Origin of the sequence: Mesorhizobium shangrilense, assembly GCF_028826155.1 — a bacterium.
Taxonomy (GTDB): domain Bacteria; phylum Pseudomonadota; class Alphaproteobacteria; order Rhizobiales; family Rhizobiaceae; genus Arvimicrobium; species Arvimicrobium flavum.
Genome location: NZ_JAQGPN010000001.1, coordinates 4,551,940 through 4,573,462, shown reverse-complemented (window position 1 = coordinate 4,573,462; position 21,523 = coordinate 4,551,940). Strand labels below are relative to the sequence as shown.

Sequence of the window (21,523 nt, the reverse complement as noted above, 5' to 3'; positions counted from 1 at the left end):
CGCTCGCCGATGGAAGGTCCCGCCCAGCCGACGTGTCGATCCGGTTTTCGGATCAGCGCTCGGACGAGCCGAGGCCGCGCGTGGCTAACACGCTTGCCGCCTGCGGGAACGCTATGATCTCGGCTGTGGGACGGCGGTGCTCGACCACGGCAATGGCGTCGAGAATAATGCCGAGCGCCTCGCGCGCCCGCCGGCCGAGCTCGTCGTCACCTGAAAGGCAGTCGAAGGCTTTTTCCAGATGCTGACGCGCGGCAAAAAGATCGCTTTTCAAATCGTGTTCCCAGATTGACCGCCCAATCTCGCTCTACTCCGCCGAAGCAAACGGAATGCAAACATCCACATGTGGATTTGAATAAAAAGCCGCGGGTCAGCTGCGGTCCGCTCGTCAGGCAGGTGTGGAACGACGCAGGAGCCAGGCGACGGCGCCGCTCCGGATGCCAGCGTCGAAACGGCCTCGAACTGGCTCAGAAACACCTTGCCCGTCAAGTGTTCGAGGAAATGCGCGCGCTTCAGCCGGTCCATCACGGGACCCTTGACCTCGGACAGGTGGAAGACGATGCCCGCATCCGTCACGATCACCGCCGCCGTCAGGTCGCTGGCCAGTGTCCCGCGGGCGTAGGCCTTCCCCCATTCGAGGATGGGCAGGAATCTTGCTAGGCTGTGATTGCTGTATGTCGGGTCGGTCGATCAGGCCCTGCCGCGTACCGCGCGGACAAGCATTGCACTGCGCACCAGCTTCACGGCGAACATCCCGGCGATCATTGCGGCCACGAAGACGAAGGCGCTGGATTGCCCGAGCCCGAGCGCCGGGATCGATCCGCCGGGGCAGAAGCCGGCGATCCCCCAGCCGATTCCGAACAGCGCTGAACCGCCGATGAGCGGCAGGTCGAGGCGCTTCTTGGTGGGCAGGTGGAACCGCTTCTCGAAAGCGGGAGTCGGCCGCTTGAGGACAAGGAAATAGCCGAGCGCGGTCACCGCCAGTGCGCCGCCCATGACGAAGGCGAGCGAGGGGTCCCAGGTTTCGGCAATGTCGAAGAAGTTCAGCACCTTCGCTGGGTTGATCATGCCCGAGACGGCGATGCCGGCGCCGAAGATGAGACCGGCGACGAGAGCGGACAGGATGCGTGGCATTCAGAAGCCCCCCAGGACATGGCGGATGATGAAGACGGTAGCCGCGGTGGCGATCATGAAGCTGATCGTCGCCGCGATCGATCGGCCTGAAAGCCGAGCCATGCCGCAGACGCCGTGACCGGAGGAGCAGCCCGATCCGAGCGTCACCCCGACGCCGACGATGAGGCCGCCGACTATCAGCCATGGCGTCGGAACCGGACTGTCGAATGAAATGGTGAAGCCGGTGAACGCCAGGATCAGCCCCGGCGCGACGACCGCGCCGGCCAGGAAGGCGGCGCGCCAGACCCAGTCCGGCGCTGCCGGCGGCACGAGCCCGCCAAGGATTCCGGACAGGCCAGCCACGCGGCCGTTAAGGGCCATCAGCAGCACCGCGGCGACGCCGATCAGGCCACCGCCAAGAAGCGATGTGAGAGGTGTGAATTCGGTCATGGGTCAGATCGCTTTTTCGCAGGGTGCGGGAGCGCAGAAGAGCCTGTGCATGGTGGAGATGAAGACCTCGATGCGCGGGTCGGCAAGTCGGTAGAAGACCTGCTTGCCGTCCTTGCGCCCGACGATGAGGTCGGCCGCCCTGAGTTCGGCGAGCTGCTGCGAGAGGCCCGGCTGGCGGATGCCAAGAAGGTCCTCCAGTTCGCGCACCGAGCGTTCGCCGTCGACCAGCGCGCAGCAGACCAGCAGGCGGTCAGGGTTCGAAAGCTTCTTCAGGAAGGCCGATGCCTCATCGACATGGGCCTTCATGTTGGCCGCTTCGCAGGACAGCTTGTCGATCATTTCCTCACCCCCACGGTGCGCCGGACAGGAGGTCCAGCGGGATCTTGAGATAGCGCCGGCCGTTCGCTTCCGGCTGCGGCAGGCGGCCGCCATTGGTGTTGATCTGCAGCGAATGCAGGATCAGCTTCGGCATAGCGAGCGTGCGGTCGCGCGCCTCACGCAGCTGGATGAACTCCGCCTCGCTCTTGTTGGCGATGTGGATGTTCTTGGCCTTCTGTTCGGCGACCGTCGATTCCCACAGCGGCTCGCGCCCGCCGGGCTGGTAGTCGTGACCGGTGAAGATCCGGGTCTCGTCGGGCAGCGCCAGGATGCGCTGGATCGAACTCCAGAGGGCCGTTGCGCTGCCGCCCGGGAAGTCGGCGCGCGCGGTGCCGCCATCGGGCATGAAGAGGGTGTCGTGCACAAATGCGGCGTCGCCGATCACGTAGGTGATCGATGCGAGCGTGTGGCCGGGCGAGAACATCACGCGGGCGTCGATGTCGCCGATCCTGAACGTGTCGCCGTCGGCAAACAGCCGATCCCACTGCGAACCGTCGGCCGGGAAGTCGGGCCAGTTATAGAAATCCTTCCAGAGCTTCTGCACCTCGACCACCTTCGCGCCGATGGCAGTCGGAGCGCCGGTCTTTTGCTTCAGGTACTGGGCGGCCGAGAAATGGTCGGCATGGGGATGCGTGTCGAGGATCCACTCGACCTCGTAGCCATTGGCGTTGACGAACTCGAGGATGCGGTCGGCATTGCCCGATGCGGTCTGACCGGATTTCTCGTCGAAGTCGTAGACCGGATCGATGATGGCGCATTTCTTCGTCCCAGGATCGGCCACGACATATTGCGCGGAGGAGGTGCGCGGGTCGAAGAAGCCGGTGACTTCCGGTTTTTGCGTCATGAGTGTCCCTCTTGGCCCTGCGGAAAAACGTCGGTCGCGTGAGCGGCCTTGGCTGATGAACGGATACGTAATATTGATTGCAAAAAATTGCAAGCGATATTCCGAGAGTGATAGCACATCCGGCACCGTTGACTGGCCTTGCCGCGCAACGTAGTGCGGTTGCCATGGCGTCGAACCTGATGCACGGGATTCCTGGACTGCCGATGCTGCAGCGTCGCGAGAGCTATGCAGCGCTCCGCCGCGATTTTGGCTGGCGCATACCTGCCCGTTTCAACATCGGAACGGCCATCGCCGATGCCTGGGCGGCGCGCGACCCTGACCGCATTGCGCTGCTCGAATATGCCCCAGAGGGCGCGCCGCGGACGTTGACCTACGGCGAACTCGCCGCCCGGTCCAACGCCTTCGCCAACGCGCTGCGCGCAAGGGGCGTCGGCCGCGGCGACCGCGTCGCATTGCTCCTGCCGCAAGGTTTTGAGGTCGTCATCGCCCACGCGGCGATTTACAAGCTGGGGGCCATCGCCGTGCCGTTGGCCCTGCTCTTCGGCGTCGAGGCGATCGAATACCGCATGCATTTTGCCGCCGCCAAGGTGGTGATCACGACGGAATCCGGGTTGGAGAAGGTGCGCACGGTGGCCGCGCGGTTACCGGAACTGTCGCTGATCGTTTGTGTCGACGGCGCTTCGGGCCAGGCGCTGGACTTCCACCGGATGATCGCGGACAGCTCGGCAGCCTTCGAGGCGGAAGACACCGCCGCCGACGATCCGGCCCTGATGATCTTCACCTCGGGCACCACGGGGCCGCCCAAGGGTGCGCTGCACGGTCACCGAGTGCTGCTCGGTCATCTGCCGGGCGTCGAGATGCACCATGAATTCCTGCCGCAGCCGGGCGATCTCATGTGGACGCCGGCCGACTGGGCCTGGGCCGGTGGCCTGCTCAACCTGCTGCTGCCGGGCCTTTATCTCGGCGTTCCCGTGGTTGCCGGCCGCTTCGAGAAATTCGACCCGGAGGCGGCGCTGCTGCTTGCCGAGAAGATGAAGGTGCGCAATGCCTTCATCCCGCCGACAGCTCTGCGCATGCTGAAGACCGTGCCGGACATCCCCCGCCGCTTTCGCCTCGACCTGCGCACGGTGGGCTCCGGCGGCGAGTCGCTCGGCCGCGAGACCTTCGAGTGGGCCAGGCATGAGCTCGGCCTCACCATCAACGAGTTCTACGGCCAGACCGAGTGCAACCTCGTCCTGTCGTCCATGGGGGCGCTCGGCCTAGCCCGCGCCGGCGCCATCGGGCTTCCGGTGCCGGGCCACCGGGTCGCCGTCATCGATGAAGGGGGCAACCCGGCGCCCAAGGGTACGCCCGGCCAGATCGCGATAGCGCGGCCTGACCCGGTGATGTTCCTGGGGTACTGGCAGAATCCCGAAGCGACGGAGCGAAAATTCATCGGCGACTGGATGACGACCGGCGACCAGGGCGTCGAGGATGGGGACGGCTATGTCCATTTCTTCGGCCGCGACGACGACGTCATCACCTCGGCCGGCTTCCGCATCGGGCCGAGTGAGATCGAGGACTGCCTGACCGGGCATCCCGCGGTGGCGCTGGCCGCGGCCGTCGGCAAGCCCGATCCGATGCGCACCGAAATCGTCAAGGCCTACGTGGTGCTGAAGGATGGCGTCGCGCCGGATGAGCGGCTGGCCGAGGAGATCCGGCTGTGGGTGCGCGAGCGCCTTTCGGCGCACGAGTATCCGCGCGAGGTGGAGTTCGTGGAATCGATGCCCCTGACCACGACGGGCAAGGTCATCCGCCGCATTTTCAGGGACAGGGCGAAGCTGGAGGCCGGACGGCGCTGAGCCGTCCTATTTCCGCCTCAGCAGGCCCTTCACCCGGTTGCGTACGATACGCGCGATGTTTCGGGTTTCGCGATAAAGGTGAAGCTGCGATGCCGCCTGCCGTGCCGCGCGGTCGCTGTCGGGCGTCATGCCGACCACCAGGGTCCCCATCGGCCGGCGCTCCGCCCACAACCGGCTCATCACCGGATGGTCGGGCACTGCGCAGGAATCGGTCGTGATGATGTTGGGGTCGTCCAGGTGCTGCTTGGTGACCTCGATCATCAGCAGCGTGCCCGGCGAGAACTCGGCAAGCGACTCATCATAGGCCGTCTTCCAGGTGTAGGCGACGCCGGCCTCGATGAAGACGATCAGCGAGGCGATCACCTTGCCGTCCAGGGTCAGCGAATGCACGCGGCAGAGGTCGTACTCCGACAGCCTGTGGACGGCTTCTCGCGCGAATGCCGCGCGGTATCGGTCGATCGCCATTGCCGTGCGCTGCCGGCCTTTCCAGCCGGCCGCCTCCAGGCTGAGGAAGCTCTCCAGGCCGCCCCGCACGTCGTCCGTCGCCCGGTCGATCCGGTATTCCAGCTTGCCGCGTTCCTCCAGCCGGCGCTTGAGGCGATTGAACTCGCGGTAGTGATGAGCTTTCAGCGCGTTCTTCAGGTACGCGTCCCCGTCGAGGCCGCTTTCGAGGAACGGCCGCTCGAAGCGCCCCGTGGTGATCAGAGGCAGGCCGCGCGCCTCGGCCGCCATGGTGATGACCGATGCGACGGCGCCGTCCAGCCTGACGTCGGGGAACACGAAGATCTTCGGGAATTTGAGGTGCGGCCGCGACATCATCGCGAAGAGGCTTTCGACGACGCCGTCGGGATCGTCGCGGTCAAGCAGCGGTGTGCCGAGCGGTCCGAACGGGCTCGACCATGCGCGGATGATGGGCTGCCCGAGCGGAATCGCCGGGCGCTCGATGGAGAAGGGCACAAGCAGGCGCAGCCGGCTCTTGAACTCGTCCCCGTCGCGGATGACCGCAAGCCTCACCTCGCGGTCCTCGAGGCGCGGCATGGCGGGCGCGAGGAAGCGCAGGTTGAAGAACACGTTCGGCTCGATCGTGCGCGCGCACAGATAGTCCAGCTCCTCGACGAGCTCGAAGCCGGCCGAAGCGGCATAGATTGCGAGCTTGCGCTCGGGCTGGCGGCTCTCCAGCACTTCGACATGAGCGGGATCGAGCGGCTCGGCGGGCAGCCCCGCAAGCCCGGCGATCATGGCGCCGGAAGCGCTGCCGCTCGATTCTTCAAGGATCGGAATGGCCGCCATCAGCAGGCCTCCCGCGCCGCCGGTGTCGGGACGAAGATCACCATGGTTATTCCAAGCTTTCGCCATACGGTGAAGGAAAGGGCGGCCGCCTCGAAGATCATCGAGGCGGTGGTGGCGATGGCAGCGCCCCACAGGCCAAGGACTGGGATCAGCAGCACCGACAGCAGCACGTTGAGCGCGAGCGTCAGCGCATAGACGCCGGCGCAGACGTTCTGGTGGCCGCTCATGGTGAGCAGGCTCTCCGCCGGACCGACGGCCGAGCGCGCGACGACGCCGCAGACGAGCAGGAAAAGCAGCGGATAGCCCTCGGTGAACTCGGGGCCGAACAGCGCCAGCATTGGCTCGCCCAGGACGATCACCACGACCGCCATGAGAAGCGACGGCCAGAAGGTCCAGGAGACCGTCTCCCGGGCGAAGACGGCAAGGCCTTCCGGGTCGCCGTGGCTGAACGCGGCGTAGCGTTGGGCGACGCCCGCCTTCACCGCGAAATAGACGAAATGGACGAGCGCCAGCGTCTTGACCGCGGCGAAGTAGACGGCGACGCGATCCGGATCCAGGAAGGCGCCGACCATCAGCACGTCGGCATTGGTGAGCAGGAAGAAGAAGCCCTCGACGAGGAAGATCGGCAGCGAGACGACGATCCAGCCGCGTACATCCATACGCACCGGACCCGGCGGCACCTTGCCGTCGACGCGTGACGTGACGCTCGCCAGTTGCACGAGCGTCGTAGCATAGGTGGCGAGGATGGCGGCGATCACGGCGGTCACTGCATTTGCCTCGTAGCCCAGGATCAGCGCCATCGCCATGAAGGCGAGGATCAGCAGCGGCCGCGTGATGTAGGTCGGCGACAGCGCCGAGAAGACCCAGGCGTTTGCCCGCGATATGCCCTGCAGCAGGTCCGACAGCGCGATCATCGGCAGGCAGACGACGCCCAGGATGAAGGGCACGACATAGTAGCTCTCGATGCGTGGCGCGAGCAGCCAGATGGCGAGCGCGCCGGCGCCCGCAATCAGCGTTGAGGCGATCAGCACGAACATGCGGCTTGCGAGCATGACGCCGCGCAGCTCCGCCATCATGCGCTTGGCCCGAAACTCGGGGATGAAGCGGATGACCGTGGTGTGGAAGCCGAGGCAGGAGAGATTTCCCGCGATGATCAGCGTCGTCCAGACCAGGACGAAGATGCCGTATTCGAAACTGCCCATCCAGCGCGCCAGGAGCACCTGCGACACGAAGGCGATCACGGCGCTGACCACACGTATGACGAATGCGATAACCGAGAAGCGGCCCGCCTCGCCGCGCTCGTCGGCGGCGAACAGTACGGCGTCCACCCTGTCGAGAAGCGGCCTGGCCTTCAGCGCCAGGCGCTGCGGCAGGAGGCGCTCGGCCATGGTCGCCGCCGAAAATCGCACGCAATACACTCCCTGTTCCCGCCTCACCTATCGGAGAGTCTTTAAGAAACGGTGGCGTGTAGGCAGGGCCTCCGGACCTTCGGCCGGCTGCAGTGCGCCGTCCGCGTTCCGGGCGCGGAAATTCTGGCGCGCGGCGCAGGCCGGACCGGTCTCAACGACTGGGTCGGGATGATCGAGCAGCACGCCTGCTTCCGCGGCAGCCGTCGCCATTTGCGCGGGGAGGGGCGGCATTGCGCCCCAGCCGGGGGAAGCTTTGCGGCTAGGCGAAGGCGCCGTGGCAGTGCTTGAACTTCTTGCCCGAGCCGCAGGGGCAGGCCTCGTTGCGGCCGACCTTGCCCCAGGTCTGCGGGTTCGCAGGGTCCCGGTCCTCGGGCGCAACGACGTGATCGGCGGTGATGCGCGTCATCACCGCGGCGTCGCCAAAACCTTCTCCGAAGTCGTCCTCGCCGGTGGTGGCGTCGACATGGTGGCCGAAGGTCTGCGGCGCCTGCGGCGGCGGCGCGTCGGCCGCCTCGCGCACCAGCTCGACCCGCATCAGCTGCGAGGTCACCGCCTGGCGCAGGTTGACCAGCATCGCCTGGAAGAGCTCGAAGCCCTCCTGCTTGTATTCCTGCAGCGGGTCGCGCTGCGCATAGCCGCGGAAGCCGACGACAGAACGCAGGTGGTCGAGATTGACCAGATGCTCCCGCCACAGGTGATCCAGCGTCTGCAGGACGACTGAGCGCTCCACATACGCCATCACCTCCGGCCCGAAGCGCTCGGCGCGCTGCTGCGCCGCATCGTCCGAAATCTTCAGCAGGCGGTCGCGAACCTCCTCGTCGGCGATGCCCTCTTCCTTTGCCCATTCCTCGATCGGAAGGTCCACATTGAGGAAGTTGCGCACGTCCTCCTTCAGCCCCGCGGTGTCCCACTGCTCGGCATAGGCCGTCTCGGGGATGCGCTTGGCGACTATCTCCTCGATGACGTCGTGGCGCATCTCCGTCACCGTCTCGGTGAGGCTCTCGCCGTCCATCAGGTCGAGACGCTGCTCGAAAACGACCTTGCGCTGGTCGTTCATCACGTCGTCGAACTTCAGCAGGTTCTTGCGGATGTCGAAGTTGCGGGCCTCGACCTTCTTCTGCGCCTTCTCGAGCGCTTTGTTGATCCACGGGTGCGTGATCGCCTCGTCTTCCTTGAGGCCTAGCTTCTGCAGCATGCCGTCCATGCGGTCGGAGCCGAAGATGCGCATCAGGTCGTCCTGCAGCGACAGGAAGAATTTCGAGCGGCCGGGGTCGCCCTGGCGGCCGGAGCGGCCGCGGAGCTGGTTGTCGATGCGGCGCGACTCGTGGCGCTCGGTGGCCAGCACGTAGAGGCCGCCGGCGGCCAGCGCCCTTTCCTTGAGTTTCGCGACGTCCTCGCGAATGGCGCGTTCCTTCGCGTCGCGCTCCGGCCCGGGCTCCACCTCGGCCAGTTCCTCGGCGATGCGCATGTCGGCGTTGCCGCCGAGCTGGATGTCGGTGCCGCGGCCGGCCATGTTGGTGGCGATGGTGATGGCGCCCGGCTTGCCGGCCTGCGCTACGATCGACGCTTCCTGCTCGTGATGGCGGGCGTTCAGCACCTGGAATTCTGAGAAGCCTTCGGTGCGCAGGCGCTCGGCCAACTGCTCGGATTTCTCGATCGAGGTGGTGCCCACCAGGATCGGCTGGCCCTTCTCGCGCGCCTCGCGGATCTCCTTGACGATGGCGCGGTACTTTTCCTCGACCGTGCGATAGACCTCGTCGTCCTCGTCGATGCGCTGCACCGGCAGGTTGGTCGGCACCTCGGTGACATCGAGGCCGTAGATGTTGCCGAATTCCTCCGCTTCTGTCGCCGCCGTGCCGGTCATGCCGGCCAGCTTCTTGTACATACGGAAATAGTTCTGGAAGGTGATCGAGGCGAGCGTCTGGTTCTCGGGCTGGATCTGCACGTGCTCCTTGGCCTCGAGCGCCTGGTGTAGCCCTTCGGAGAAGCGACGTCCCGGCATCATGCGGCCGGTGAACTCGTCGATGATGACGATCTCGCCGTTCCTGACGATGTAGTCCTTGTCGCGCTGGAACAGGCGGTGCGCCTTGAGCGCGTTGTTGACGTGGTGGACCATGGCGACGTTCTCGACGTCGTAGAGCGACTCGCCCTTCAGCAGCCCGGCCGCACGCAGCATGTTCTCGACGTTTTCCGTGCCTTCCTCGGTAAAGATCGCGGTGCGCTGCTTCTCGTCCACCTCGAAGTCGGCCGGCCCGATCTTGGTGATGAAGGCGTCGACCGTGTTGTACATCTCCGAGCGGTCCTCGAGCGGGCCGGAAATGATGAGCGGCGTGCGCGCCTCGTCGACCAGGATCGAGTCGACCTCGTCCACGATCGCGAAATTGTGTCCGCGCTGCACCATCTGCGCGCGCTCATACTTCATGTTGTCGCGCAGGTAGTCGAAGCCGAACTCGTTGTTGGTGCCGTAGGTGACGTCGCAGGCGTAGGCGGCCCGGCGCTCGTCGTCGTCCAGGCCGTGCACGATGACGCCGACCGTCAGGCCCAGGAACCTGTAGAGGCGGCCCATCCACTCGGAGTCGCGCTTGGCAAGGTAGTCGTTGACCGTGACGACATGCACGCCGTTGGCCGTCAGCGCATTGAGATAGACGGGGAGGGTGGCGACCAGCGTCTTGCCCTCGCCGGTGCGCATCTCGGCGATGCCGCCGCTGTCCAGCACCATGCCGCCGATCAATTGGACGTCGAAGGGCCTCAGCCCGAGCACGCGCTTGGAAGCTTCGCGCACGGTGGCGAAGGCGGGTATCAACAGGTCCTCGAGTTCGGTGCCGTTGGCGAGTTGTTCGCGGAATTGCGCGGTGCGTGCCTTCAACTGCTCGTCGGACAGCGCCGAGAGTTCGCTTTCAAGTGCGTTGATGGCCTCGACGCGGGGGCGCATGCCCTTCACCCGCCGATCGTTGGATGAACCGAAGATTTTGCGAGCAAGAACGCCGAAGCTGACCATCCAGTGGTCCTTTCATCCCAATGAGGGCCGACCGCGAACGCCGGCCAAACCCGCCAAGCGCATCCAGAGGCGGACAGAGAACGACAAAGGCGCCCGGAAATAGTTTCTGGACGCAAAGTCGAAGGACAGATAAGAGGGGCCCGAACCGATGTCAACGCCGCGTGAACACGCGGTTGAACGCGGAATTTCGCCACATTTCGGCATGCTTCAAGGCTGCCTGAAGTTCCCACCGGAGACCATTCATGTCCTTCGTAACGCGTCATCTGAGGCCGCTCGGCCTTGCTCTCGGACTTTCGCTGGCCGCTCTTCATGCCGTCGCAGCGCAGGAAGACAAGGTCGTCGCCACCATCAACGGCCAGAACATCACTGAGTCCGACCTCACGCGGGCCGCGGCCGAGCTCGATCCCCAGTTCGCACAGCTCCCCGAGGAGCAGAGGCGCACCGCGGCGCTGTCGGCTCTCATCGAGCTGCGCCTGATGTCCGCCGAGGCGATTGCCAAGGGGTTGGACAAGGATCCGGAGTTCCAGAAGCGCCTGGCGCTCCTCAACGAGCGCGCCCTGCATGGCGAGGTGGTCGACAAGGAGATCACCGCCAAGATCACCGACGAGGATATCCGCGCGCTCTATGACCAGCAGATCGCGGCGACGCCGCCTGCCAACGAGGTGAAGGCACGTCATATCCTGGTGAAGACGAAGGAAGAGGCGGACGCGATCGTCAAGCAGCTGGACGGCGGCGCCAAGTTCGAGGACATCGCCAAGGAGAAGTCGACGGACCCGGGTTCGGGTGCGCAGGGCGGCGACCTCGGCTATTTCGGTCAGGGCCAGATGGTGCCGGAATTCGAGAAGGCTGCCTTCGCGCTCGAAGTCGGCTCCTATACGAAGGAGCCGGTGCAGTCGCAGTTCGGCTTTCACATCATCCTGGTCGAGGACAAGCGCGCCAAGCAGCCGCCGGCCTTCGAACAGGTGAAGGAGCAGTTCCGTGGGGCCCTAGTGCGCGAGAAGTATTTTGCGCTGGCCAAGCAGCTCCGCGCCGCGGCGAAAGTCGACATCACCGATCCCGAGCTGAAGAAGTCGCTTGATGCGGTGGAGCAGGAACAGCCGCAGCAGCCGCAGCAGTAAGTCCGCTTGCTGGCGCCATTCCTGGGCGCCGCGGACAAGAGAAAATCATGCGGGCCGGCGGAGACGCCGGCCCGCTGCCGTTCCGGCGCAGGGTGAAATCCCGCATGTACTCGCGTTTTTTGGCGACGATGAGTGATCGCCGGGAGTGATTGCGCGGTCGTTGACGGGCCTGGCGATCCATCGGATCGGCAAGCACCGGTCGGGCTAGCTCTTTATCCGACCCGCAGGTCCGGGTGGGGGAGGCGCAGTCATTTTGTGTGTCCCGGTCTCACGGAAACGATGGAGGTGCCTTGCGTGCCTCGCTGCGTTCGGGCAAACGACCTTATCCAGCCTGCCCAATGCCTCGAGGCCCGCATGTCCGCCACCATCTCCCCGCTCGCGCCGAAGAAACACGCAAAGCTCCCGCCGCTGGACGGCGTCCGCATCGCCACCGCCGAAGCCGGGATCAAGTACCGCAACCGCACCGATCTCCTGGTGATGGTGTTCGACGAGGGCACCGAGGTCGCCGGAGTGTTCACGCGCTCGAAATGCCCCTCGGCGCCGGTCGATCTCTGCCGGGAGAACTTGTCCGGCGGCAAGGCGCGGATGCTGGTCGTCAATTCCGGCAACGCCAACGCCTTCACCGGCAAGAAAGGCCGCGAGACGACGTCGATGACGGCCAAGGCGGCCGCGGCGGCAGCCGGGTGCGACGCCGGCGAGGTGTTTCTCGCATCCACCGGCGTCATCGGCGAACCGCTCGACGCGGGCAAGTTCTCGCATCTGCTGAAGGATATGGCGAAGACCGCTGATGCAGGGATGTGGGGTGAGGCCGGAAAGGCCATTATGACCACCGACACCTATCCCAAATACGCCACCGCTACGGTGAAGCTCGGCGACGCCGACGTGACCATCAACGGCATCGCCAAGGGCGCCGGCATGATCGCGCCCGACATGGCGACCATGCTCTCCTTCGTCGCGACCGATGCGCCGATCGCCGCTCCGGTGCTTCAGCAGATGCTGTCCGCCGGCACCAAGAACACGTTCAACGCGGTGACCGTCGATAGCGATACGTCGACCAGCGACACGCTGCTGGTCTTCGCCACCGGTGCGGCGTCGAAGCGCGGCGTTGCCAAGATCACCGATCCGAAGGACCCGCGGCTCGCGCAGTTCCGCCGGGCGCTCAACCGCATCCTGAAGAACCTCGCCCTGCAGGTCGTGCGCGACGGTGAGGGCGCCCGCAAGCAGGTCGAGGTGACGGTGACCGGCGCGAAATCCGCCCGTTCGGCCAAGAAGATCGCGCTGTCGATCGCCAACTCGCCGCTCGTAAAGACCGCCGTCGCTGGCGAGGACGCCAACTGGGGCCGCGTCGTCATGGCGGTCGGCAAGGCTGGCGAGCCCGCCGACCGCGACCTGCTGTCGGTCTGGTTCGGCGACATCCGTGTGGCCAAGGACGGCGAGCGGGACCCGGACTATTCCGAAGAAGCGACATCCGCATACATGAAGGGCGACGAGATCGTCATCCGCGCCGATATCGGCCTCGGCCGCGGCAAGGCCACGGTGTGGACCTGCGATCTCACCAAGGCCTATGTCGAGATCAACGGCGACTACCGGAGCTGAGTTTGGCTAGCCAGCTTGCACAGCCGGAACTTGCCTCCGTCCGCCGTTTCGAGGCGGCGGGCTTCCGCGCCTGGCCCGCGGCGAACGTCCACTACGACGGAACCTGGCTGACTCGCCTGACGCCGGCACATCCGGCCCGGCGTCTGAACTCGGTCAATCCGCTCGATCCGGGCGACGTGCACCATCTGGAAGACCGCATCGAGAGGGCCGGCCGCGAGTTCGCCGCCGTCGGAAGGACGCTCACTTTCCGTATGTCGCCGCTGTCGGGCGATGCCATGAGCGTGCATTTCGACCGCGCCGGCTGGCATTGGCTTGCAGAGTCCCTCGTCATGCACCGGCCGCTCGACGATCGCCTCATCGGCGGGGCCATTGACCAGATCCCGATGAAGGATGTGCCCCGCTTCGTCGGGGCGGCGATCAAGGCGCAGGGCGCCAGCAACATATTGCGGCCGGCCCTCACCGACATCCTCACGGCGATCCAGCCCGAGGCCGGCCTCTTTGCGCTGGAGCGCGAAGATGACGAACCCCTGGCCACCGCCATCTGTGTTCAGGACGGCGATCTTGCCGGTCTCTTCGAGATTGCCACCGCCGAAGCCGAGCGCGGCAAGGGTTATGCCCGCAGGATCGTCCTTTCCGCTCTGAAATGGGCGCGGCTGAGGGGCGCGCGCATCGCGTGGCTGCAGGTTGAAGCGAGCAACGAGCGGGCCCGTTCGCTCTATGCGTCGCTCGGCTTCACCGAGCTCTACCGCTACCACTATCGCCAGCCGGCCGAGACATGAGGGCTGAACGCAAGCTCCTCCTGGTTGCTGCATGCGCTCTGGTCGACGCCGATGGGCGCGTTCTGCTTGCGCAGCGCCCGCCGGGCAAGCAGCTCGCTGGCATGTGGGAGTTCCCCGGCGGCAAGGTGGAGCCGGGCGAGACTCCGGAAGAAACGCTCATCCGCGAGCTGCGCGAAGAGATTGGCATCGAGACCAAGGTCGCCTGCCTCGCTCCGCTCACCTTCGCCAGCCACACCTACGAGACGTTCCACCTCTTGATGCCGCTCTACGTCTGCCGGCGCTTCGAGGGTACGCCGCGCCCCCTCGAAGGCCAGGCGCTGAAATGGGTGCGCCCGCGCGACATGCGCAACTATCCGATGCCGCCGGCCGACGAGCCGCTGATTCCTTTCCTCATCGACCTGCTCTGACCCCACCGGCCGTTTGGAGTCATCGTTAAGAAAGCCTTCAGCCAAAGCTGGGAAGATGCACCCATGACTGGGCCTTGCCGATCATGATCGGCAGTCTGGGAGGTTCGGATGCAGCAGCAGGACGACTGGGAGGCACTGCGGCCGCGCGCGAATCGTGGCGCGCCGGCGATCAGCCCATTGCGCGCCGCGCTGCTCTTCGGCACGGCGGCCATCGCCCTTGCCCTGGTAGCCGTTTCCTATCTGGACCGGAGCAGCCAGAGCCGCTCCGCCCAAGCCCTTCCGCTGGGGCTGGACGCCATCACCACCGGATCGATCGGTCAACCGAAGACCTACATCGTTCGCAAGAGCGTGCTGCAGAGCTCGCCGGAGGCCGTGTGCGTCATCCGCCCCGACGGGACGCGCAGCGGCGAGTGCTGACCCGCCGAGCTTCTGTCGCCGGTAGCGACTGGCCGATTTGAGGCATGGTTTAAACGCATGGTTAATGCTGTCGCCTGAGCCTCTATTAATCTCTTTCTGGTAGGCGTGGTCCGACAGGGAGACAATGCGGACATGCCAGCCTTGATCACTCGTTTCATCGCCGACGACACCGCGGCAACATCCATCGAGTACGCGCTGATCGCGACGTTCATTTCCCTGGCGACCCTCATCGGGGTGACCGCTCTGGCAAACTCCGTGGAGACCAACTTCAGCAGCCAGGGCGAGGCTGTCCACGAGGCCTGGACGAGCCGGCGGATATAGCGGCTACTTTCCGCCCAGCACCGATTTCAGCGACACTTTTCCGGAGCCGGGTCTGAGCGGCTTCTGCTGCGACTGGTCCGGCGCCCAGCCCGAGAGCCAGACGATCGAGAAGGTCGCGCGCACCCGGCCGTCGGCGTCGGAGAAGCGTTCCGCATAGATCTCGGCGGCCCGCTGGAAGAAGCGCCGCGTGGCCGGTCGGCGCGTCCGGTCGACCAGCGCATTGGTGGCGCCCATTGCGCGCAGGTCGCGCATCAGGTCGAACATGGTGTCATAGCGGACCGTCAGCGTCTCGACGTCGGCGACCGGCAGCGCGAATCCGGCGCGCTGCAGCAGCCCGCCGGCGTCGCGCACGTCGGTGAACGGCATCACCCGGGGGCTCGCCCCTCCAAGCATCTCCGTTTCCGCCGCGAGAAGGCTTTCCCGCAGTTCAGTGAGTGTCCCGGAACCCGGGAAGGCTGCAAGGAAGAGCCCGTCCGGCCGCAGCGCGCGTCGGACCTGCACCAGCAGGCCCGGAATATCATTGGCTTCGTGCAGCGAAAGCAGCGACGCGGCAAACTCGATGCTCGCCTCGTCCAGCGGCACGCGTTCCGCGTCTGCGACCAGGCCGGCGTCGGAACCGAGGAATGCCGCATCCGGCTCGATGCGGATGACCTCGTTCGCCCGGCCGCTGGCGAGGATGGCGTCGCGTGCATGGCCGGTGAAGCAGTGCAGCGTCGCCGCACGGCCGAAGCGGCGTTCGACCGTCGCCAGGCGTTCGGCGAGGTCTTCGGCCACCCGTCGCATCAGGAACAGGGCGGAAGAATCCGGGTCGTTCAGCGCCCGCAGGCGGTGCCGGAGAACGAGTCGGGTGTCGATCAGCGTTTGCAATTGCGTTTCCGCGCTATGGCCGCGCGCCTCGCGATCCGGTGAAATGACCGCGTGCAGTGCGCATGAAGACCTCTCGTGGACGATCGGGATATCAAGATCAAGACCGTCGCCGCACTCGGATTGGACTGGGCGGCGAACATCCTGTTCCCGCCGGCCTGTCCCGGTTGCCGGCTGCGCGTCTCCCGACCCGCCACCCTGTGCGGTGCCTGCTGGCCGCGGCTCAGGTTTCTCGAGCGGCCCTGGTGCGAGGCGCTGGGCACGCCCTTCGACCACGATCCGGGCGAGGGGGCTCTGTCGCCGGCCGCCATCGCAGATCCGCCGGCCTTCGATCGCGCCCGCGCCGCGGTTGCGTATGGCGGCATAGCCCGGCAGCTCGTGCAGGAGCTGAAATATGGCGACCGCACCGACCTGGCTCCGTGGATGGCGAGATGGATGCTCAGGCCGGGCGAGGAACTCTTCTCGCCTGGGCAGTTGGTGGTGCCCGTGCCGTTGCATTGGCGCCGCTTCATCAGTCGTCGCTTCAACCAGTCGGCCGAGCTTGCGCGCGCGCTGGCGCGCATGAAGGGGCTCGCCTTCGCTCCTGAAGCGCTGAGACGTGTAAAGCTGACGCGCCAGCAGGTCGGGCTGGGCAGGCGCGAGCGGACCGAGAATGTGCGCGCGGCCTTTCAGGTCCCCGACGCGGCGAGGGCCGCCATTGCCGGTGCACCGGTTCTGCTCGTCGACGACGTCTACACGACCGGGGCCACCGTTTCCTCCGCATCGAAGGCGCTGAAGAGGGCGGGTGCAGCCCGCGTCGACGTGCTCACCTTCGCGCGCGTGCTGCCGGGGGACTTCCTGTTGGGCGATCAGGACCTTATATAGCCGGGACAGGCAAATGGACCCGGTCATGGTCGACGTTACGATTTATACCCGCATGATGTGCGGCTACTGCGCGGCGGCGAAGCGCCTGCTCGATCGAAAGGGCGTCGCCTACACCGAACACGATGCGAGTTTTTCGCCCGAGCTGCGGCAGGAAATGATCGCACGCGCCAACGGCCGTGCGACCTTTCCGCAGATATTCATCGGCGATTTCCATGTCGGTGGTTCGGACGATCTGCATGAGCTTGAGCGGCAGGGGAGGCTTGATCCGCTGCTGGCCAATGGAGGTTGAGGGGTAGGCATGGGTGTTTTCAAGGCGGCAGCCGTCCAGATGCGTTCCGGCATGAATGTGGAACGCAACGCCAGGGCGATGGCGGAGATGGTCCGCGAAGCCGCCGCCGGCGGCGCGACCTATATCCAGACCCCGGAAATGACCGGCGCTCTGATGCGCAGCAAGGAAGAGCTGCGCGCCTCGCTGAAGCCGCAGGACGAGGACGTGGTGGCGGCCACCGCGCGCCGCCTCGCAGCCGACCTTGGCGTCTACCTGCATGTCGGCTCCACGGCGATCGCTCGGCCGGACGGCAAGGTGGCCAATCGCGCCTTCCTGTTCGATCCGTCCGGCGCGCTACTTGTCACCTACGACAAGATCCACATGTTCGACGTTGACCTCGACAATGGCGAGAGCTGGCGTGAATCGGCCACCTATGAGCCGGGAAACAATGCGTCGGTGGCGGACCTGCCTTTCGCTCGTCTCGGCTTTGCCGTTTGCTATGACCTTCGCTTCCCTCAGCTTTTCCGTGCCGAGGCGCTTGCCGGAGCGCAGGTTCTCACCGTGCCCGCGGCGTTCACGCGCCAGACCGGCGAAGCTCATTGGCACGTTCTGCTGCGCGCTCGCGCCATAGAGAACGGCGCCTGGGTCATCGCTGCCGCGCAGGGCGGTACGCACGAAGACGGCCGCGAGACCTATGGACACTCCCTCATTGTCGATCCCTGGGGGAAGGTGGTGGCGGAGGCAGACGGCAACGCGCCCGGAATCATCTTTGCCGAGATCGATACATCGCTCTCCGGCGCGGCGCGGGCGAAGATACCCAACCTCAAGAATGCCCGCGATTTCGAGGTGGTCGCCGCGCAGCAGCCGGCTTCGGCATTGAGGGCCGCATCGTGATCCGTTTTTCGCTTCACTGCGATGATGCGCATGAGTTCGAAGGTTGGTTCCGCAGCAACGACGACTTCGACGTCCAGAACGCGCGCGGTCTCGTCGAATGCCCGGCATGCGGCTCCAACAAGGTGGAAAAGGCCTTGATGGCTCCGGCAGTGTCGACGGCGCGCAAGCAGGAGAAGATCTCGCTGGCCATGGGCGAGCGCCAGAAGCAGGCGATGGCGCAGCTGAAGGAGCTTTCGGAGAAGCTGCGCGAGAACGCCGACTATGTCGGCGACAAGTTCGCCGACGAAGCGCGGAAGATCCATTTCGGGGAATCGGAAGCGCGTGGCATCTACGGCGAGGCGACGCCCGACGAGGCGCGCGGCCTGATCGAGGACGGCGTGGAGTTCCTGCCGATCCCGGTCTTTCCGGACGATCACAACTAGCCCCATTTGTCCCCGCGGGCGAGCGCCGGCCGCAACGCTGGCGCGGGCCGGTCGACCATGTCTAGGGCGCAATCGTACTCGGCGCGACGAAACGCTCCAGGTCGCCGGTTCGCTCTGCCAGCTCGCCCCAGCTTCCAGCCTTGAAATCGATGACGACCAGGCCGGCCGTGGGCAGCTTGCGCCTGAGTCTTGCCAGGGCGTCGGGGTCGCCCTTGCCGATCAGGCTGAGCGCCAGATCCTGCAGTCCCGGATTGTGTCCCACAAGCGCCTGGCTTTTGATGTCCTCGCCGGTCTGGCGGATGATCTCGAGAATCGTCGCGGGCGAAGCGTCGTACAGGCGACCTTCCCAATGACAGGCGATCTCATGCTCGAATGCCGGACGCGCAAGCTGCCAGGTTTCCTGTGTGCGGCGCGCGGTGGATACGACGGCCTGATCGGGAACCAGCCCGGTCTCCGCCATGTATTTGCCCATTTGTTCGCTGGCTTGCCGCCCACGGCGGGAGAGGGGACGGTCATGATCCTCGACGCCGGCGGGGCGTTTCGACTTGGCGTGCCGAAGCAGCATGAGGCGCATTGCTGCCTCCACCATCATTTCCTGATTTTCGATCCCGTCACGCGATGCTAGCATGCGGAACCTTCCAACGAAACGATCGGCGTCGATGAGTGAGGAGTCTGACAGCGTTCGTTTTGGAGAACGTCGACTGGACATCGAAAATGCCGGCGTAAGGGGTGGTGGCGCTCTCCGGGCAGCCGCCCCGCAGAAGGTAATCAAAGACAGGGAAATCGAACTCAAGCTTGCCTGCGAGCCGAAGTGGGCCGAGGCGGTGGCCAACTCCCCTGTGCTGGCGGAAGGACGGCAAGACGAGGCAAGGGATCTGACCCTCACGGCGATATACTACGACACGCCGGGTCACGATCTGCTCAAGTCGAACACCGTCCTGCGCGTGCGCACCGACGGCGACCGCTTCGTGATGACGGCCAAGACCAATGGGGCCGAGAGCGGCAAGGCGCTCGAGCGAAGCGAACGGGAAGTGGGCGTTCAGTCTCCGGAGCCTGAACGTTCCGCCTTGCCCCGGATACTGTCGGGCGAGGCATGGTCGGCATTGCGCGACGATCCTTTGATTCCCGTCTTCCGGACCGAGGTCCGGCGTCAGGTGCATGTTCTCGACCTCTCTGGCTCCGTTGTGGAAGTGGCTGTCGACCAGGGCGCGATTCTTGCCGGAGAACGCACCGAGATGCTGTGCGAAGTGGAACTCGAGCTTGTCGAAGGGAAAGTGCAGGCGCTTTTCGAACTTGCGGACAAGCTCGTTCGGCAGTTTCCTCTGCGCCCTACCGTCAGGAGCAAGTCGGCGCGCGGATTCGATCTCGCCGCTGGCGCGTCGCCGCCAGTCTCCAAGGCGCCCAAGCTGGAGTTTGACGGCGAAGAGACGCTCGACGACGTCGTCGCAACGATTTGCCACGCTTCGTTGCGGTTCTTGCTGGAGAACCAGCCCGCTGCCGAGGACGGACGTGATCCCGAAGGGCTTCATCAATACAGGATAGCGCTGCGCCGGCTGAGGGCGCTGTTTGCACTGCTGCGGCCTCTGGGGAGTTCGCCGCAACTGGATGAACTCGGTGACGATGCCAAATGGCTGATGTCGGCCCTCAATGACGCCCGGGACTGGGACGTGTTCCTGGGCACGGTCCTGCCCGCAGTGTGGGAGAATTGTGGCCACCTGGGCGGCTTCGACGCGCTTGAAAAGGCCGCGAGCGGGGCGCGGTCCATAGCCTACCGGCAGGTGCGTGCGTCCATCGCGGACGCTCGAAACGCGCGTTTCCAGATCGCGCTCGGTCTGTGGATCGAAAGGCGGGGGTGGCGCGACGCCGGCTCGGAGGTCGCGCGAGAGCTGCTGGATGCGCCTGCCCGGGCGTTCGCGGCAGACACCTTGTCCAGGCTCCACCGGAAAGTGCTTCGGCGCGGCCGTCGGTTTGAACGCCTTTCGCCGGAAGAGCGGCACCGGCTGCGCATTGCAGTCAAGAAACTGCGCTATGCCGCCGATTTCCTCCTGCCGCTGTTCGAGCAGCGCAAGCGGCTCAAACGCTTCGCCAAAAGCCTCTCTCACCTGCAGGAGCAGCTCGGGGTTTTCAACGACGTCGCTGTCGCCGAACGGCTGGTCGGTTCGATTGCTACCACGAAGATGGGCGTTGCCGGGCACAAGGCCGCCGGAATCGTGCTCGGATGGCAGTCACACCGGCTGATTGGCCTCGAAACATCCTGCATCGAAGCGTGGAGCGCGCTTCGCAGCCATCGGCGGCCTGTGAAGGCGTGAGACGGCGGCAGCGCCTGGGCTTGCGTCAGGCGGCCGAGATTTTCTCCGCCAGCACCATGTAGTTGACGTCCATGTCCTTGGACTTCTGCCAACGGTCGCCCAGCGGATTGTAGATCACGCCGGTCCGGTCGATGACCGACATACTTGCTGTGCCCAGCGCCTTCTCCAGTTCTTCGGGCCGAACCAGCTTGCCGAACTGATGGGTGCCGCGGGGAAGCCAGCGCAGCACATATTCCGCGCCGACGATGGCGAGCGCCAGCGCTTTCAGCGTCCGGTTGATGGTCGCCACGAACATCAGGCCGCCGGGCTTCACCATCTCGCTGCATTTGCCGACGAAGAGGTCGACGTCAGACACATGCTCGACCACCTCCATGTTGAGGATCACGTCGAACTGCTCGCCGGCTTCGGCGAGCGCCTCGGCGGTCGTGGCGCGGTAGTCGATCTTTACCTGGGATTCGGCCGCGTGGAGCTTGGCGACCTCGATGTTGGTCTCCGAGGCGTCGGCGCCAACGACCTCGGCGCCCAGCCGCGCCATCGGCTCGCAGAGCAGACCGCCGCCGCAGCCGATGTCCAGGATGCGCAGTCCTTCCAGCGGCCGCGCTGCTCTGGGATCGCGCCCGAAGCGCTCCGCGATCTGGTCGCGGATGTAGGCGAGCCGAATCGGATTGAACTTGTGAAGCGGGCGGAACTTGCCGTTCGGGTTCCACCATTCGGCGGCGAGGGCCGAGAAACGCTCTACTTCGCTGGCGTCGATCGTGGTTCGTCGGGCTTCCGGCATCGGCGCGGTCTCCATATCGAGCGGTATGAAGTCGGGCGCGCGGCAGGGAATGTCAAGGCAACAATTTTGAACGGCGGGCCGGAACCCGGCTCACGGGCGGCGACTTGTCAGCGGCTCTCTCTTGGTCCGGCCGCCCGAAAACGTCGCACCATCTGCCCGCTTGTCA

Annotated in this window: 23 protein-coding genes; 12 read left to right on the top strand and 11 right to left on the bottom strand. The window is 65.5% G+C overall.

The features are described 5' to 3' along the window. Nucleotides 1-52 precede the first annotated feature (52 nt). The 5 genes from PD284_RS22055 to PD284_RS22035 all read right to left on the bottom strand — a co-directional run bounded on the left by PD284_RS22055 (nucleotide 53) and on the right by PD284_RS22035 (nucleotide 2,782). Nucleotides 53-271, bottom strand: coding sequence for a hypothetical protein (locus PD284_RS22055; RefSeq protein WP_274630260.1), 219 nt, complete (start codon nucleotides 269-271; stop codon nucleotides 53-55). A gap of 416 nt (nucleotides 272-687) precedes the next feature. After that, nucleotides 688-1,131, bottom strand: a complete 444-nt coding sequence (locus PD284_RS22050) for a YeeE/YedE family protein (protein WP_274630259.1) — start codon at nucleotides 1,129-1,131, stop codon at nucleotides 688-690. Then, on the bottom strand, nucleotides 1,132-1,560 hold the full coding sequence (locus PD284_RS22045) for a YeeE/YedE family protein (RefSeq protein WP_274630258.1): 429 nt from the start codon (nucleotides 1,558-1,560) through the stop codon (nucleotides 1,132-1,134). A 3-nt stretch (nucleotides 1,561-1,563) separates the two neighbouring features. Next, nucleotides 1,564-1,899 (bottom strand): ArsR/SmtB family transcription factor, encoded by a 336-nt coding sequence (locus PD284_RS22040; RefSeq protein ID WP_274630257.1) that lies wholly within the window; start codon nucleotides 1,897-1,899, stop codon nucleotides 1,564-1,566. A gap of 4 nt (nucleotides 1,900-1,903) precedes the next feature. Continuing rightward, nucleotides 1,904-2,782, bottom strand: a complete 879-nt coding sequence (locus PD284_RS22035; protein WP_274630256.1) for an MBL fold metallo-hydrolase — start codon at nucleotides 2,780-2,782, stop codon at nucleotides 1,904-1,906. Between the two features lie 203 nt (nucleotides 2,783-2,985). Here PD284_RS22035 and PD284_RS22030 point away from each other — a divergent pair, with 203 nt between their 5' ends. Then, nucleotides 2,986-4,623, top strand: coding sequence for an AMP-binding protein (locus tag PD284_RS22030; protein WP_274630729.1), 1,638 nt, complete (start codon nucleotides 2,986-2,988; stop codon nucleotides 4,621-4,623). Between the two features lie 6 nt (nucleotides 4,624-4,629). Here PD284_RS22030 and PD284_RS22025 read toward each other — a convergent pair whose 3' ends face one another. The 3 genes from PD284_RS22025 to secA all read right to left on the bottom strand — a co-directional run bounded on the left by PD284_RS22025 (nucleotide 4,630) and on the right by secA (nucleotide 10,320). Beyond that, nucleotides 4,630-5,913: a GNAT family N-acetyltransferase gene (locus tag PD284_RS22025; RefSeq protein ID WP_274630255.1), complete on the bottom strand. Its 1,284-nt coding sequence runs from the start codon at nucleotides 5,911-5,913 to the stop codon at nucleotides 4,630-4,632. Further along, nucleotides 5,913-7,322, bottom strand: a complete 1,410-nt coding sequence (locus PD284_RS22020) for an oligosaccharide flippase family protein (RefSeq protein ID WP_274630254.1) — start codon at nucleotides 7,320-7,322, stop codon at nucleotides 5,913-5,915. The genes PD284_RS22025 and PD284_RS22020 overlap by 1 nt, the downstream gene beginning before the upstream one ends. Nucleotides 7,323-7,581: 259 nt before the next feature. Beyond that, a complete protein-coding gene (gene secA / locus PD284_RS22015) occupies nucleotides 7,582-10,320 on the bottom strand; it encodes a preprotein translocase subunit SecA (RefSeq protein ID WP_274630253.1) in 2,739 nt (912 codons plus the stop codon). A 242-nt stretch (nucleotides 10,321-10,562) separates the two neighbouring features. On the opposite strand from secA, the gene PD284_RS22010 reads away from it, so the two are divergent. The 6 genes from PD284_RS22010 to PD284_RS21985 all read left to right on the top strand — a co-directional run bounded on the left by PD284_RS22010 (nucleotide 10,563) and on the right by PD284_RS21985 (nucleotide 14,958). Next, on the top strand, nucleotides 10,563-11,438 hold the full coding sequence (locus tag PD284_RS22010) for a peptidylprolyl isomerase (protein ID WP_274630252.1): 876 nt from the start codon (nucleotides 10,563-10,565) through the stop codon (nucleotides 11,436-11,438). Between the two features lie 354 nt (nucleotides 11,439-11,792). Beyond that, on the top strand, nucleotides 11,793-13,034 hold the full coding sequence (argJ, locus tag PD284_RS22005; RefSeq protein ID WP_274630251.1) for a bifunctional glutamate N-acetyltransferase/amino-acid acetyltransferase ArgJ: 1,242 nt from the start codon (nucleotides 11,793-11,795) through the stop codon (nucleotides 13,032-13,034). A gap of 2 nt (nucleotides 13,035-13,036) precedes the next feature. Further along, the gene (locus PD284_RS22000) at nucleotides 13,037-13,813 is read left to right on the top strand and encodes a GNAT family N-acetyltransferase (RefSeq protein WP_274630250.1); all 777 of its coding nucleotides are present in this window, start codon (nucleotides 13,037-13,039) and stop codon (nucleotides 13,811-13,813) included. Further along, nucleotides 13,810-14,220, top strand: coding sequence for a (deoxy)nucleoside triphosphate pyrophosphohydrolase (locus PD284_RS21995; RefSeq protein ID WP_274630249.1), 411 nt, complete (start codon nucleotides 13,810-13,812; stop codon nucleotides 14,218-14,220). Before PD284_RS22000 ends, PD284_RS21995 begins: the two co-directional genes overlap by 4 nt. Nucleotides 14,221-14,328: 108 nt before the next feature. Then, nucleotides 14,329-14,637 carry a hypothetical protein gene (locus PD284_RS21990; protein WP_274630248.1) on the top strand — a complete coding sequence of 103 codons (309 nt, stop codon included), beginning with the start codon at nucleotides 14,329-14,331 and terminating at the stop codon, nucleotides 14,635-14,637. Between the two features lie 132 nt (nucleotides 14,638-14,769). Continuing rightward, entirely contained in the window at nucleotides 14,770-14,958 is a 189-nt protein-coding gene (locus PD284_RS21985; protein ID WP_274630247.1) for a Flp family type IVb pilin, read from the top strand. A 3-nt stretch (nucleotides 14,959-14,961) separates the two neighbouring features. Here the strand turns inward: PD284_RS21985 and PD284_RS21980 are convergent, their stop codons facing one another. Continuing rightward, on the bottom strand, nucleotides 14,962-15,825 hold the full coding sequence (locus PD284_RS21980) for a methyltransferase domain-containing protein (protein ID WP_274630246.1): 864 nt from the start codon (nucleotides 15,823-15,825) through the stop codon (nucleotides 14,962-14,964). 75 nt (nucleotides 15,826-15,900) lie between these two features. Here PD284_RS21980 and PD284_RS21975 point away from each other — a divergent pair, with 75 nt between their 5' ends. The 4 genes from PD284_RS21975 to PD284_RS21960 are packed head-to-tail and all read left to right on the top strand — an operon-like array spanning nucleotide 15,901 to nucleotide 18,270. Further along, nucleotides 15,901-16,686, top strand: a complete 786-nt coding sequence (locus PD284_RS21975; RefSeq protein ID WP_274630245.1) for a ComF family protein — start codon at nucleotides 15,901-15,903, stop codon at nucleotides 16,684-16,686. 25 nt (nucleotides 16,687-16,711) lie between these two features. Beyond that, on the top strand, nucleotides 16,712-16,975 hold the full coding sequence (gene grxC, locus PD284_RS21970) for a glutaredoxin 3 (protein WP_274630728.1): 264 nt from the start codon (nucleotides 16,712-16,714) through the stop codon (nucleotides 16,973-16,975). A 9-nt stretch (nucleotides 16,976-16,984) separates the two neighbouring features. Then, entirely contained in the window at nucleotides 16,985-17,848 is an 864-nt protein-coding gene (locus PD284_RS21965; protein WP_274630244.1) for a carbon-nitrogen hydrolase family protein, read from the top strand. Beyond that, on the top strand, nucleotides 17,845-18,270 hold the full coding sequence (locus PD284_RS21960) for a DUF1178 family protein (protein WP_274630243.1): 426 nt from the start codon (nucleotides 17,845-17,847) through the stop codon (nucleotides 18,268-18,270). The genes PD284_RS21965 and PD284_RS21960 overlap by 4 nt, the downstream gene beginning before the upstream one ends. 61 nt (nucleotides 18,271-18,331) lie before the next feature. Here PD284_RS21960 and PD284_RS21955 read toward each other — a convergent pair whose 3' ends face one another. Then, complete coding sequence (locus PD284_RS21955) at nucleotides 18,332-18,898, bottom strand: SixA phosphatase family protein (RefSeq protein WP_274630242.1); 567 nt, start codon at nucleotides 18,896-18,898, stop codon at nucleotides 18,332-18,334. On the opposite strand from PD284_RS21955, the gene PD284_RS21950 reads away from it, so the two are divergent. Next, complete coding sequence (locus tag PD284_RS21950) at nucleotides 18,897-20,579, top strand: CYTH and CHAD domain-containing protein (protein ID WP_274630241.1); 1,683 nt, start codon at nucleotides 18,897-18,899, stop codon at nucleotides 20,577-20,579. The genes PD284_RS21955 and PD284_RS21950 overlap by 2 nt on opposite strands. A gap of 25 nt (nucleotides 20,580-20,604) precedes the next feature. On the opposite strand, the gene ubiG is transcribed toward PD284_RS21950, so the two are convergent. Then, nucleotides 20,605-21,357 carry a bifunctional 2-polyprenyl-6-hydroxyphenol methylase/3-demethylubiquinol 3-O-methyltransferase UbiG gene (gene ubiG / locus PD284_RS21945; protein ID WP_274630240.1) on the bottom strand — a complete coding sequence of 251 codons (753 nt, stop codon included), beginning with the start codon at nucleotides 21,355-21,357 and terminating at the stop codon, nucleotides 20,605-20,607. Between the last annotated feature and the right edge of the window lie 166 nt (nucleotides 21,358-21,523).

Excerpts from the sequence above, each read along its gene's own strand:
- PD284_RS22030 (WP_274630729.1), top strand. The coding sequence starts at position 2,986 with ATGCTGCAGCGTCGCGAGAGCTATGCAGCGCTCCGCCGCGATTTTGGC.
- secA (WP_274630253.1), bottom strand. The coding sequence starts at position 10,320 with ATGGTCAGCTTCGGCGTTCTTGCTCGCAAAATCTTCGGTTCATCCAAC.
- PD284_RS21990 (WP_274630248.1), top strand. The coding sequence starts at position 14,329 with ATGCAGCAGCAGGACGACTGGGAGGCACTGCGGCCGCGCGCGAATCGT.
- PD284_RS21965 (WP_274630244.1), top strand. The coding sequence starts at position 16,985 with ATGGGTGTTTTCAAGGCGGCAGCCGTCCAGATGCGTTCCGGCATGAAT.
- PD284_RS22035 (WP_274630256.1), bottom strand. The coding sequence starts at position 2,782 with ATGACGCAAAAACCGGAAGTCACCGGCTTCTTCGACCCGCGCACCTCC.
- PD284_RS22025 (WP_274630255.1), bottom strand. The coding sequence starts at position 5,913 with ATGGCGGCCATTCCGATCCTTGAAGAATCGAGCGGCAGCGCTTCCGGC.
- PD284_RS22010 (WP_274630252.1), top strand. The coding sequence starts at position 10,563 with ATGTCCTTCGTAACGCGTCATCTGAGGCCGCTCGGCCTTGCTCTCGGA.
- ubiG (WP_274630240.1), bottom strand. The coding sequence starts at position 21,357 with ATGCCGGAAGCCCGACGAACCACGATCGACGCCAGCGAAGTAGAGCGT.
- PD284_RS21955 (WP_274630242.1), bottom strand. The coding sequence starts at position 18,898 with ATGCTAGCATCGCGTGACGGGATCGAAAATCAGGAAATGATGGTGGAG.
- PD284_RS22050 (WP_274630259.1), bottom strand. The coding sequence starts at position 1,131 with ATGCCACGCATCCTGTCCGCTCTCGTCGCCGGTCTCATCTTCGGCGCC.
- PD284_RS21950 (WP_274630241.1), top strand. The coding sequence starts at position 18,897 with ATGCGGAACCTTCCAACGAAACGATCGGCGTCGATGAGTGAGGAGTCT.
- argJ (WP_274630251.1), top strand. The coding sequence starts at position 11,793 with ATGTCCGCCACCATCTCCCCGCTCGCGCCGAAGAAACACGCAAAGCTC.
- grxC (WP_274630728.1), top strand. The coding sequence starts at position 16,712 with ATGGTCGACGTTACGATTTATACCCGCATGATGTGCGGCTACTGCGCG.
- PD284_RS22040 (WP_274630257.1), bottom strand. The coding sequence starts at position 1,899 with ATGATCGACAAGCTGTCCTGCGAAGCGGCCAACATGAAGGCCCATGTC.
- PD284_RS21995 (WP_274630249.1), top strand. The coding sequence starts at position 13,810 with ATGAGGGCTGAACGCAAGCTCCTCCTGGTTGCTGCATGCGCTCTGGTC.
- PD284_RS22045 (WP_274630258.1), bottom strand. The coding sequence starts at position 1,560 with ATGACCGAATTCACACCTCTCACATCGCTTCTTGGCGGTGGCCTGATC.
- PD284_RS21985 (WP_274630247.1), top strand. The coding sequence starts at position 14,770 with ATGCCAGCCTTGATCACTCGTTTCATCGCCGACGACACCGCGGCAACA.